The organism is Paenibacillus sp. 2TAB23 (assembly GCF_052115165.1).
Classification (GTDB): Bacteria; Bacillota; Bacilli; order Paenibacillales; family Paenibacillaceae; genus Pristimantibacillus.
In genome coordinates this window covers 238,652-252,150 of record NZ_JBFRGD010000006.1, presented here as the reverse complement: position 1 = coordinate 252,150, position 13,499 = coordinate 238,652, and the positions used below count along the sequence as shown (strand labels likewise).

The 13,499-nt window shown below is 46.4% G+C and carries 6 protein-coding genes; all 6 read left to right on the top strand.

Annotation, left to right across the window (positions count from 1 at the left end; all coding sequences use genetic code 11):
• Window positions 1-401 precede the first annotated feature (401 nt).
• Window positions 402-2,198, top strand: a complete 1,797-nt coding sequence (locus AB4Z29_RS11840) for a cache domain-containing sensor histidine kinase (protein ID WP_441943251.1) — start codon at window positions 402-404, stop codon at window positions 2,196-2,198.
• A 75-nt stretch (window positions 2,199-2,273) separates the two neighbouring features.
• Entirely contained in the window at window positions 2,274-3,881 is a 1,608-nt protein-coding gene (locus AB4Z29_RS11835; RefSeq protein ID WP_441943250.1) for a response regulator, read from the top strand.
• A gap of 201 nt (window positions 3,882-4,082) precedes the next feature.
• Window positions 4,083-5,450: an ABC transporter substrate-binding protein gene (locus AB4Z29_RS11830; RefSeq protein WP_441943249.1), complete on the top strand. Its 1,368-nt coding sequence runs from the start codon at window positions 4,083-4,085 to the stop codon at window positions 5,448-5,450.
• Window positions 5,451-5,526: 76 nt separating this feature from the next.
• A complete protein-coding gene (locus tag AB4Z29_RS11825) occupies window positions 5,527-6,411 on the top strand; it encodes a carbohydrate ABC transporter permease (RefSeq protein ID WP_441943248.1) in 885 nt (294 codons plus the stop codon).
• 90 nt (window positions 6,412-6,501) lie between these two features.
• Window positions 6,502-7,239 carry a carbohydrate ABC transporter permease gene (locus tag AB4Z29_RS11820; RefSeq protein ID WP_441943247.1) on the top strand — a complete coding sequence of 246 codons (738 nt, stop codon included), beginning with the start codon at window positions 6,502-6,504 and terminating at the stop codon, window positions 7,237-7,239.
• 323 nt (window positions 7,240-7,562) lie between these two features.
• Complete coding sequence (locus tag AB4Z29_RS11815) at window positions 7,563-13,385, top strand: sugar-binding protein (protein ID WP_441943246.1); 5,823 nt, start codon at window positions 7,563-7,565, stop codon at window positions 13,383-13,385.
• The last annotated feature ends 114 nt before the right edge of the window (window positions 13,386-13,499 follow it).

The window sequence follows — 13,499 nt, the reverse complement described above, 5'->3', positions numbered from 1 at the left end:
CAATGTGCATATCTTTACTTCAATTACCTTTTGTTTACTTATTTAAGGTATTCTTACTCCATTTCTCCACTCTCCGATAGCTTTCTTCCAGCGAAATATCCTCCTGACCAAAGTGTGTCATGACAGCGCATTAACTGGCATGCTCGATTACAATTTCAATCCCATCGGGATCAACAATATCACTCATGAGTGAGAGAGTAGAACGGAAATGGTTCAACCGCTTCAGTACAATTCAATTTGACACTTATTAAACCTGTGCTATTCTTAAAAGTAATTCCCCCCTCACAAGAGATCTTAAATGTAAAGACGCTCTCACCACGCACTTCAGGTCAACCTTCTTACATAATTGTTGTTTCCATAATCGTTCTTGTCCTATTGAAGAGAAAGGAAGTAATCGCTTTATGAAAAGTTTCTCGAAGTATATAGGCGGGATTTCCATTAAAAACAAAATATTCATAGCGAACATTTTAATTATTGTCGTATTTATTTCCACTCAGTCGTACTTTGCCAACACGATTTCACAGAAGGCTATTATTGAGAAAGAAATCAATAACTCATCAAGGGAGCTTGTGCTCATCAAAAACAACCTTCAAACCTTGGTATCTACAATTGAAGATTATTCAAAAATTCTGGCCAGCGATTATCGCTTGCAGAACGTGCTTTATAACGATTTTTTATTAAATAATGAGTTCAATGCGAGCAAGCGGGTTGAAGGTTTAAATAACCTTTCTATGAAAAAAACCCTTTCAGAGACGATCAGCAATATTGTGGAGCCTAACACAAAAATCAAAGCAGTAAGCATCCTCACCTCGAATCAGCACTGGGTGGACGTCGGGTTTGCCGATAACGCATATGCTTCCCGCATATTCGGTGACAGTTATGGAGCGGATGATCAGTCTTATTTACCCATTTGGACAGGCTTGATCAAATTCGGATTCTTGTATGAAGGTGAAGACAGTGTATTTGCAGTTTCCAAAACGGTCATTCACAAAGATACCGGTAAAAGGATTGGCAGCATTTTTTTGTACGTGAAAGAAACGACGATTGCCTCGATTTACGAGGAAGGGGAAAATAAGGGTGGAGAATTTTATATCGTCGATTCCGCCGGCCGAATTATTTCCTCACAGAATAAAGCCTTGCTATACCGGGATTTCAAGGAGGCCGTGTCCATAAGCATTCCTGACAACAGTAAAGACGCAAGTTTTACCCAGAGCAGCGGAAGTCAAGAAATGTTGCTATTCACCCAACGCTTCGAACCGTTGAAATGGACAATTGTAAGCGCTATCCCGATGGATAATCTTTCTTCGGACCGGAAAGAAATCAATCAATTGATTCTTGGGATCGGTGCAGCATGCTTGCTGCTAGCATTAATTGTTTCCTTCCTATTGTCCCGGTCGATCACGCGACCCATCTTCCAGCTTGCCAAGACAATGAGAGAAATCCGGACGGGAAAGATGCAAGTCAGAAGCTCCTACCAATCCAAAGATGAGATCGGATATTTAAGCGAGGGCTTCAATAACCTAATGGATCGGATTGAGGCGCTTATGGCCGAAAACGTCGAGAAACAAAGGACGAAGGCCGAGATCGAATTTAAATTGCTGCAATCGCAAGTGAAGCCTCATTTTTTGTACAATACGGTTGAAACCATTATTTCGCTCATTAAGCTGGGCTTAGGGAAACAGGCCATACAGGCAGCCCAATACATGGCGAATTTCTATAAGATCTCGTTAAGTGATGGCAACGATATCATATCGATAGGTGAAGAGATGCGTTTAACGGAAAGCTATTTGGAAATACAGCAGCTGCGTTATGTGGAATATATGGAGTATACGATGGAAATTGACGATGAAATTATGACCTATTCAATACCGAAGTTGACCTTGCAGCCAATCGTGGAGAATGCGATCTATCATGGGTTGAAGCTCAAAAAGGAAAAAGGAATCATACGCATTATAGGAAGGCGTTGCGGCAACAATGTTGAAATTGAAATTTACGATAACGGGGCTGGTATGCACAAGAATCAAACCAAGGTAATAATGGCAGGTTCCGGCGCTTTTGATGAAGCTGGCGGATTTGGGATTAGAAGCGTATCCAATCGAATCCGAATGCTGTACGGGGACAGATACGGACTGCAAGTTGAAAGCGAATACGGCGTTTATACGAAAATTATAATTGTACTGCCTCTTCGTCATCATTAGCTCCTACTCGCATCCATGAGGCTGRCATTTCTATTATCCGCAAGATAAGGACTGAATAGAATAGGAGGAAAGACCATGTACAAAGTGCTTATCGTCGATGATGAATATTACTTCAGGCAAGCCTTGAAGATTTCGCTGCCATGGAGTGAACTGGGCTTTCAAATCGCGGGGGAAGCAAAAAACGGGGCGGAAGCGCTGGAGCTGATGACCGAGGTAGAGCCTGATGTCGTTTTGGTCGATATGAATATGCCGATTATGGATGGATTGGAGTTTATACATAAAGCCAAGGAGCGCGGCAGGAAAACAAAATTTATGGTGTTGTCAGGTCACAGTGAATTCGTGTATGCCAGACAGGCCGTGCAATTAGGCGTTTTTAATTACGTGCTGAAACCCATTAACGAAGAAGAACTCCAAAGCTCCTTACTAGATATAAAGGAACTGATACGAACGGAGCGTCTGGGCAAGCTTGAGTTGGACGATTTGAGAAAGCAGGCGAGCGAAGGATTGTCTGTCATGAAGGAGCAAGTACTGAACGGTTGGCTGCAGGGCAACGTTATCTCTAGACCCAGTTCAGAACGGGATCGATTAACTGATTTGGGAATAAAATTGGAAGGGTTACATTATCGTGCGATTGTCATCGACCTAGATTCAAGCGATGAGAGGAATCTTGAGGAGAGTATGCTGATTCGCAAAGCCAAAGTACAAGAAATCGCTCAAAATGATATGCAAAGCGCCTTTCAGTGTGTCGGCTGTCATGATCATGATGCTCGTCTGGTTCTAATCATAGGATCGCCTGACGGCTCCTTTAACAAGCTGGAAACAATTTGCGAACGGATTCGATTGAACGTAGAGAACGATTTGGCCTGTACGGTAACGATCGGCTTAGGGAAAGGCTGCGAAACGTTTGAGTCGATTTCGGTTTCATATAAGGAAGCGTTAATCGCCTTGAAGCAACGGTTTGTATGGGGTGGCAACAAGGTGTTCGCACATTCCTTGATTGCGGAAACCGGGATAAAGGTCGGATTGTTCTCGGTGGAAAAAAGAAGCGGCTTGCTGATGTACATGCGAATCGGGAACATGACCGAGACGGAAGAATGGCTCTCGCGTTTTTTTCATGATACTCGTGTCCAAAAAGCTTCAATGGAAATGCTGCTTCTCGCCGGAATCGAAATCGTATCCACATGCCTGGAGTTTTTGGCCGAAGCGTCGCAAAGCTTTGAAGATGTCTTCCGAAATACGACACAACCCGATATGATACAACATGTTCAGCGGTTGAAAACCTTCAACGAGTTGGAGGACTGGATACGTGCTTTAATTCTAAAGGCCATGGATTATGTGCATAGTCGCAAAACCAATAGAGCCGTCAAAGTTATCGAGGAGGTCAAATCGTATATTTTGAAGCATTACGGCAACGAAGAACTGCGAATCGAAGATATCGCAAAGAGCGTTCATATGAATTACAATCATCTTTGCTTCGTGTTCAAGAAAGAAACGACCTTTACGATCAATGACTACCTGACTGAAATACGGATGATTAAAGCAAAAGAGCTTTTCGATCAGGGAGAGATGGTTATCCAAAACGTAGCGAGCCGGGCGGGATATGCGGACGCTAACTACTTTAGCAAATGCTTCAAAAAACATATGGGAATCACGCCTAGCAAATATGTGAATCAAATCCGATAGCCTACACTTCCATGCAGACGTTAGGGAAAAGTGAAAACTTTTCCTCTATCGTCTATTTTTTTGCCGTTAATTTTACTGCTGGTCCGAGAATAGTCTCTGTACTAAATTTGGGAAGATTCGTAAAATTAACTCAAGGTTGATACCGCTTTCAACATCTGAAATCAATCTGATATCCGCTTTGACAAATAGGGGAGGTAAACAATGAAAACGAAGTCAAAGGCAGCAGCTATGTTCCTTATGGCAAGTACACTGCTGGTTTCATCAGCATGCAGCAGTGGGAATGAAACAAAGTCCAACGAGCCGTCCGACAATCCGTCGCCCTCGGCAACAAGCAATGAGGATAACAAGAATACGACGAAGACGGACAGCAAAAAAATCAAGATGAGAGTCATAACGCTTACGACGGACGAGAATCGCAATAACATTATGGAAAAATTCATCAAACCGAATATTGCTGCAGCGCTTCCTAATCTTGAAGTCGAGTTTGAGCCCGGCGGCGGCGGCGAGGATATGGCAAACAAATTGAAGACGTTGAATGCATCTGGTGATATGCCGGACGTATTCTGGAATGATGCGGGCTACTTTACGCCGTTGAAGAGCACAGGCAGCATTCTGGATCTGACACCTTACATTTCCAAAGACGGTTTCTTGGACAAATACGCGGTACCGGATGCGTTAAAGCATGTCGATAACGGGATCTACAGCTTATCTTCCGGAGCGGACACGTATTTCACCCCTGTCATCTTCTATCATAAAGATATGTTCGAGGAAGCCGGGGTTCAAGTGCCGACCACATTCGATGAGCTGATTCAAATCTCGAAGACGCTCAAGAGCAAAGGCATGATACCGGCGGTGACTCCAGGCAAGGACGGGTGGGGACCAAAACTCTTTATGCTTCAGCAAATGATTCAAATCGGAGACCCGCAGGCGATGGCAGACCTTGTCAGCAACAAAACGGACTTCAACAATCCATCGGTCAAGGAGGGAGCGGCTCGGATCGAAACGCTGGTTAAGGAAGGCGTGTTCCCAGACGGCATTGCCAATATAGATTATGGTCCGGCGATGGAAATGTTTACGTCCAAAAAGGCGGCTATGTTATGGATGTTTACTTGGGAGCTGCCAAATCTCGCCAAAGACGAAACGGTTGATTTCTTCCCATTCCCAAGTGCCAGCGATAAGTATAGCCCTACAGAAAACGTACAGTTCTGGGGTTCTCCGATTAACGGTTATGCGGTAAACGGCAAAACCGAGAACCCGGAAGAGGCCGTCAAGCTTGCCGAATTTCTAGCGATGGCGGATGCGTTATACTTCGAATCTACCGGTGCTCCTATATCTTTGCAGACAGGTAACCAAGCAATGGATAGGAGCCCGCTTATGCAGAAGTTTGTTGACTGGTACAATCCGATTCCTAATAAAATCGCGTCTTTTGCTCTGAATTCGCTAGACGCGAGGACGTCTGCCGAAATATCTACGCAAGGAGCGAATTTATTAACGGGCGAGTACGCGGCCGATGACTTTAATGAGGCGATGAACAAGATCTGGAGCGAAAATACGTGGTTTGACAAATAAGAGACGCAATAACAGCTAAATCCCCTTGGGATTTGTCCAAGGGGATTTAGACACAAATTAAATGGTGGAGAGAGCGATGAACAAGTACTTTAGCACCAAAGTGTCTATATTCGTGTTTGCTTTCCCGGCATTGCTGCTGTTTACCTTATTCTGCGTTTACCCTTTGCTGCCGGAGATTTGGATGAGCTTGCATAAGCATGACGGGTTTAAAAATTTGGGTTTTGTTGGTTTAAATAATTACAAAGAAGTGTTGGCTTCCCCATCCTTTTGGACCGCTCATAAGAATACGTATCTCATTGTAGCCATCTCATTATTGCTGGGGCTTCCCCTATCCATGATGCTTTCGCTTTTCATGGATGCTCAAACACCGAAGTTTCGTCGATTCTTCAAGACGGTGGCGATGTTCCCCGCTATCTTGTCGGTCACGGTTGTTGCCCAGATTTGGCTGGCGTTTTACGAACCAAATTGGGGTTTATTTAACGAGATACTCCATTCGTTAGGCTTGAGCTCTTGGACGCATTCGTGGTTGACGGAAAAGAAAACGGTAATGCCCAGCATCGGAATGACATTCCTATGGCAATATATAGGACTGAACGCGTTGCTGTTCTATACAGGAATCAAGACCATACCCAAGAGTTACTATGAAGCGGCATTGATCGACGGCGCTAATTATTTTCAAGTTTGCTTACGAATTACGATCCCCTTGCTGCAGAATGTAATCAAATACGTACTTATTCTGTCAACATTAGGCTCAATGGCATTTTATTCGCATGTACGAGTCATGACGGCAGGAGGCCCGGGAGATCTATCCAGGACAGTCATCTACCAGATGTATTATACGGCATTTGATACTTCCGAATTTGGCAAAGGCACTGCGATCGCCGTTATTTTTATTCTGGAATGCCTTTTGATCTCCTTTGTCATTCAAAGGTACGTTGCCAGAGAAAAACTGGAGTTTTAGCTGGAGGGGAGCTTTCTGAAACTATTAAGTCGAGTATTTTGGGTAGTCGTGGGATGTACGTTTCTGTTTCCCTTGTACTGGATGGTAACGATGTCGTTGAAGTCCAAAAGCGAAGCTTACGACAATCCTTTTGGATTACCGTCTTCATTGGACTGGCTGAACTTCAGCGAAGCGCTGTCCAAATATCATTTTTATACGTATTTCGAGAACAGCGTAATTTATACCGCGGGCACAATCGCCATTACGTTGACAACGGGCAGCATGCTAGCTTATTGCCTCAGCCGCATGCAATGGAAATTCAATTCGCTAATGCTGTTTTATGTATCTATGGGTTTAATTGTCCCAATCGAAGTAGTCGTTATTCCTTTATTCCAGCTGGTTAAATGGATGCATATCAAAAATAGTTATTTGGGTCTTATCTTGCCGTATTCCGGCTTCGCCATCGCTTCCTGCGTACTGATGCTGTATGCCTTTCTCCGTTCTTTGCCTAAGGAGCTGGAAGAAGCGGCATGCATAGATGGAGCAAATGTCTATCAAACGTATATTAAAATCATATTTCCAATCGTAATGCCAGCGCTCGTGACGCAATGCGTTCTTATATTTATTCGAATCTGGAATGAATTTCCGCTTGCTTTTATTATTGCTTCCAAGGATCAATTCCGGCCGCTTACAGTAGGGTTGCTTGGATTCTTTATCAATGTGGGAGTTACGGATTGGGGGCTCATCGGCGCGAGTATGCTGCTGTCCAGCTTGCCTATGATCATCGTATATTTAATAGGCAACGAAAAGATCGAAAATGCATTGACTGCAGGTGCAATTCTGAAGTGACGAATATAAAGCGGGAAAGGGACGGACACCTGATAAGGTGTCTTTTCTTTGTATCTTCCGGCTGGCGCAGCGCTTTACCTTTCCCTATTGTCCCGAGAATTTTCCTTACGGTCCAATAATAGTCTCTGGGAATATTCGTACAGACTGCTATTATAAAAGCATTGATTGACAGCGCTTCCAAAATTGGAAATAGAACTGCTCAGTCATAGGCAAAGTAAAGGTTAGCAGCCAGAATCCTGCTCCAGGAACAAGGACGGTCATGCAGGGGGGATGAAATAAAGTTCGGAACCACACATGAATTTACTCATATCCAAGGAGGTTTTATGAAAGTGAGAAAAAGAGCATTCATTTGGATGATGACTTTGGTAATGGTATTTCCCATGCTGCCATTTTCAGGGGCGGTAGTCGCAGCTGACAGTGCGCCCAGTGTAGCCGCTGCCGACAGTACGCCAAGTGCGACTATCTATGTTGCTACAAATGGCAATGATAACACAGGTGACGGAACACAAGAAAAGCCGTATAAAACGCTTGCCAAGGCAAAAGCAGAAGTAAGGACTCTGCCTAAGACCGGCGGTGATATCGTCGTTCAAATTGCGGATGGATATTATTCGCTGGATGAAACTCTGGTTTTTAACAAGGATGATTCCGGAAGTGCAAGCAGCATGATTCGCTATGAGGCGGCGCCGGGCGCGAAGCCGGTAATCAGTGCGGGTGAAATGTTGGATAAGGGCGTATGGACAGAAGCTGTTGGGCTTACCCAGACTGGCGGCTTAACGGCATATAAAACGACCCTTAGCAGAAGCGATAAGCTGCGCTCGATCTATGTAAACGATAAGAGCGCCAACATGACGCTGAGCTCGCAAATCGTTTCGGCCAATAGAACCGTAACTGGCACCCCCACAGCCAGCTTTACCGCTGCCAATAACCCTTGGGCGTGGCAGAACGGCAGCAACATCCGGGCGGCTATCGTATTCGATGCAAGCGTAGGTCTGACGACGGCAACGAAAAATCCCCAAAACATCGAAGCCGAAAGCATGGGCGGTTCTACCGCCAGATGGTCGAGGCCTTTTGTCACCTTCGCGTCGATCGAACAGGCGCCGGCAGCCAGCAACAAGCCAGGCGGTGTCATGCTCCGGTTCCAGATGCCGTATGGGGCGATTTCACAGTCTTTGAGTAATAACACGCAATACAATCCAGGTAACAATCAAGTCATTCGCAATGCTTTCGAGTTTTTCAACAAACGTGGAGATTTCTATTTCGACCAAGCGGAAAGCACGCTTTATTACATCCCGCTTGTGGGCGAGGATATCAATACCGCCGACGTGGTCATTCCAAGGCTTGAGACGGTCCTTGATATAAGAGGGAACCCAGTAGGAGATCGGTTGAACCCTGCCCAGGGCTCGGATGATGGACGTGTCAAAAACATAACCTTCAACGGGCTAAAGTTTGCCCATACCGACTACAAACTGTATGAACTGACGGGCACATATACACTTAGCGACGGATCCGGTCCGGTAACGACCAGTTCCCGCGGATACGCGTCCGTTCAGGGCTCTATCGTGAACACCGTTTACTTCCCCAGCAGCATAAACTGGCATGAGACTTTCTACCGAGGGTATGACATACCGCCGGCAGCGGTCATGATCAACGCGGCAAGGAACATCAAAGTGCTGAACGGCGAGATCGGGCTTACCGGATTTAATGGCATCCATGTGGAAAACGATGTCAAGGATATCGAAGTCACGGGCAACTATATCGTAGATACGCTTGCTTCCGGCGTTGTAATCGGACATCCGCAGCATATCTATGAAAACGATGAGCCAATTAAGCATGAATCTAGTGTTTCGGTCTCTGGCACGCCAATAAGGAACTGGGCCGGCGTTAACAAGGAAAAATTTACGGCGGGTACGGAAGCAGTGCCGGAGAATATTTATATTACAAATAACTTTTTGTATAGGAATTGCTACGGGTTCCCGGGCGCCAACTCACTAACCTCTTTCTACACAACGAACATGCAGGTACTGCATAACTACCTTTATGACTCCACTTACGGCGCCATGAGCATCGGCTGGGGCTGGGACGAGTACGATGGGTTCGGCTTCACCGCCCAAGGTACCAACAAGACCGGCGGCCCTTACCATGGTACGCATGAAACGAGCCTAGCAAGGTCTCCTGTACTCTCTACGACCTCCAGAAATAACAAAATAAACTATAACCGGGTAGAGGAAATTTGCACGGTAGTTAATGACTCCGGAGCCATTTACTCATTGGGACGGCAGGGTGATCCGGGTAATTTGCCGGGCGGAGGGACATGGGACACCATTAGCGATTTAACAAACAGCCCCGTCACCGACAAGAATAGTAACTGGCATTCAGACAACTGGACGAATTTCACCGAGATGAACTACAACTTCCTTGACCCGAATCCAACTGGCAAACCCACGACCTCCAACAACTGGACGAACGGGTTCCATCCCGACGAAGGCAGCACGTTCATTAAGATGATTGGCAACGTCGTGCAGTCGAAGCTCTCCCATGCTGTCGGACAAAGCCGTCTTTTTGAGTTTAACAACTGGAAGCGCAAAAGCGATATGATTGCCGTCGAAGGTTACGTGGACGGGAATAACAACCAGAATGGCGGACCAAGGATTACTTACGACAATTACAAAAGTGAAGCACGCATTTGGCCGGTTAAGGGCAACGAAATCGTTTTGAATTCGGGTCTTACCAACGAATACACACATATGATCCCAAAAAGCCTCATAGCCGATACCGAGTTCGAGCTTGCTTCCAACGTCATCATGGGTGTAGACGATGAAAAGCTGAGCCGCAGGGGTCTGCTTAAAGCGGAAGACACGGTTTGGCTCGCGCCCGCGAACACAACTGTTTTTAAAGAAGGCATTACGATGACAAAAGCTGCCGGCAACGTAATAACAATCAACACTCCATCTGCCGCAGGAGAATACAAACTATATATCGTATATGGAGACGGCAGAGAAACGGCCACTTCCAAGTATACGGTATACGTCGACGCGAGCAAGCCAGCAACCAATGTGGAAGATGGGAAAAGCTACGAAGTTTCAGAGGTACAGCCTCTTAAACTGACTTTGAGTGATGAATACACCTTTACGCTTAACGGCACGCCTGTGACGGATGGGTACGAAATCCGCACCGCAGGAAGCTGGACCTTGGCAGGCAGCGCTTCGACGCGTCAAATAACCTTTAACTTTACCACCACAGTATCGGTGGCAAATAAGCTGCTCCCGGCTGATGTGTCAGTAGCCCCCGGCGGGACAGTCAGGTTTGCGTACGATTTGGACGACGCGACCAAAAAGATATGGATTTCCTCGTCGAGCGGCGGACATTTTGATGGAGGTGACGATGAAACAGTAGCCTCCGGCGACGCGCTCGGGATGACCGCGCCTATGTTGCCCGGTCCATACATTATTTTTGTATTGGCGAAAGACGGCGAAGTACTAAGCCAGTCGCACGCTCGAGTTGTGGTGAGAGATATAAAGCCTGCTGATATTCCTAGAAATGGTCTTGACTTATGGCTCAAGGGCGATGAGGGCGTGGAAATAGATAGCAGCGGCAACGTGACTGGATGGACAAATATGGGTAGCATCCCTGCGAAGCTTGTCCCGGCGAACGTCCCCGGTAGCGGCGGCGATAATCTTGGAACACCAAACGGGAATCCTACGCTCAAGAAAGATGTATACGACTATGTAGAATTCGCCGCGAATTCAAGGCCGCTAAAAGCTGCAGGCTTTAAAGATTATAACGGCAGTACACAGATGACGATATACACGCTGGTTAAACCAACAACAACAGCCAACAATTCCAGCGACCAAAATGGTCTAGTTTATTTCGGATTAAACGAGGCTTACCAAACATGGGCCGCCAACGACGGTTGGAGCGGTATTAGTCTCGGTGTAGGTACAAATAGAGTCAACGTCCGCTTTGGGAATGCGGATGGCGGCGTTTCGGGCGGCGGGCAACAAATTACTAGAACAGCCACTGACGATCTGGTCAGTGTTCGGGCGCAGCTAAACGGAACCAACAGAGAAATTTCTGTTAATAACAACGTTATAGGCACCCCTGGAACCAACGCTAAGCCCCTTTTCGGAAACAGATCGGATCTTGGCGTAGGTTACACGATGGCGGCTAATACCCCTCACCGCTTCATGGGTAGAGTCTTGCAGATTCTCATCTATGACAGGGTGCTGACAGCTGACGAAATTACGAAAGTAGAAACTTATTTTAACGAAGTCAAAGCCGGCCGCGGTGGATCCGCGAACCCAATTGTCCAAGCGGTCGACAAAACGCTGCTGACCGCCTTAATTGAGGCTGCCAATAACAAGGACAATACGATATATACAAACGATTCATGGAACGCTTTTGCAAGCGCATTAAGTGATGCCAATACTGCCGCCTCAAATGATGAGATCGGGCAGGCAGCAGCGGATCATTCCTATTACGCGCTGCGTAACGCGATCAAAGCACTTCAACTGTTACCTAGCGGAGTTGGGACCGCCGCATACGGTACGCCTGTTCTCGGCGGCTCCGAGCTCGACCCACTTTGGAATACGACCGCCACGCTGCCGATCCTTAAGCACCTGACAATGGTGAACGGTCCGACGGACGGTTCCGCTAAAGTGCTATGGGACGATACTAACCTGTATGTTCTTGTGCGTGTAAAAGACCCTGTGCTGAACAGCAGCAGCAGCGACGCTCATGAGAAGGACTCGGTCGAGATCTTTGTGGATGAGACCAACAGTAAACAAGCCTCCTACGGCACAGGTATGGGACAATACCGTACTAACTATCTTAATGAGAAAAGCTTTAATCCAGGCAGTGTCAGTGCGGGTTTTGAGTCTTTTGCCAAAGTCGTGGATGGCGGTTATTACATTGAAACGAAGATCCCCTTTAAAGCTGGTGTTCCTGCGGATAATCATGTAATCGGATTTGATTTGCAGATCAATGACGCGAAAGCTGCTGGTGGCCGTCAGGACATTATCATGTGGCACGATGTGACCGGACAGTCCTATGCTAACGGTTCGCAATGGGGCGTAGTTACACTTGTTAACGAGACGAAGCTGATGGTCTCCGGCGAGGCCGGAGCGACCTCCATTAAGACGAAAGACGGTACGCTGCAAATGTTAGCTGGAGTGCCTGTCATATGGTCGGTAACCGCAGAAGACGGTTCGGAGACAAATGTGGCGGTCATCAGTGAGACGGGATTGCTGTCGGCCAAAAAGAACGGCGTCGTGAAAGTAACGGCGAAAGCCAGCGGCTCCAGTTTGAGCGGCAGCGCGCTGATCTCAATCAGCGGTCAAGAAGGAGCGTTGCTGACCGGGCCGGGGACAATTGAAGGCGGCAAAAACTTTGATGTTGAATTCAGCTTGGCGCATTCTGGAACAGATGTCAAAGCGTTAGATATGACGATTAATTATGATGCGGATAAGCTGGAATTTGTAGCAATGGAATCGCTCCAGCAAGATTTCAAACTAGTTGGCGAAGTAAATACGGACGGCAAGCTTAGAACGATCGCGACTAATATTGGAAATACGAATATGTCGAATGGATTGATTAAGCTTAAGTTTAAAGCTGTTGCAACGGATCATTCGCAGATCGCTTCCATTCGCGTCACTCAGTTAACGGTTGCAAATGGCGCGGGCCAAGAGTCAGATTGGGCTGGTGCAACTCACGCAGTCCAAATTAATAAGCTGGATAAGTCGGACTTGCTGCTTCTGATTTCGGAAGCGCAAAGCGCGCATGATGCAGCAATCGAAGGCGTATATCCTGGCCAGTATCCAACAGGCTCGAAAGCAGTCCTGCAAGCAGCGATCGATACCGCTCAAGTGGTGGCATCGACTCAGGGAGTAAGTCAGGCTGAAATTGAAGAGGCGATCATGCATCTGCACGCGGCTCTGCAAAGCTTTAATGATTCAAGGATTAAAGCAATCGAAGGAGATTACAATAACGACAATAGAGTAAGTGTTGGTGACCTTGCGATTGTTGCTTCAGCTTATGGTAAAAATGATCAAGATTCAAATTGGAATGCGTACAGAGGATTGGATTTGAATGGTGACGGTATGATTGACATCGTTGATATCTCGATTCTGGCTCGTAAAATTTTGAATTAATTACATGTAAAAATAAAGAAATGGTGGCCTTAGCTGAAGTTAACTCTGAGCCGCCATTTCTTTGTTTTGGGCTTCATATTTGACAAGGAAATGTACGATATGGCACATACAACT

Bases quoted from the DNA above. Each gene is read 5' to 3' on its own strand.
- AB4Z29_RS11840 (WP_441943251.1), top strand. From the start codon at position 402: ATGAAAAGTTTCTCGAAGTATATAGGCGGGATTTCCATTAAAAACAAA.
- AB4Z29_RS11835 (WP_441943250.1), top strand. From the start codon at position 2,274: ATGTACAAAGTGCTTATCGTCGATGATGAATATTACTTCAGGCAAGCC.
- AB4Z29_RS11830 (WP_441943249.1), top strand. From the start codon at position 4,083: ATGAAAACGAAGTCAAAGGCAGCAGCTATGTTCCTTATGGCAAGTACA.
- AB4Z29_RS11825 (WP_441943248.1), top strand. From the start codon at position 5,527: ATGAACAAGTACTTTAGCACCAAAGTGTCTATATTCGTGTTTGCTTTC.
- AB4Z29_RS11820 (WP_441943247.1), top strand. From the start codon at position 6,502: ATGTCGTTGAAGTCCAAAAGCGAAGCTTACGACAATCCTTTTGGATTA.
- AB4Z29_RS11815 (WP_441943246.1), top strand. From the start codon at position 7,563: ATGAAAGTGAGAAAAAGAGCATTCATTTGGATGATGACTTTGGTAATG.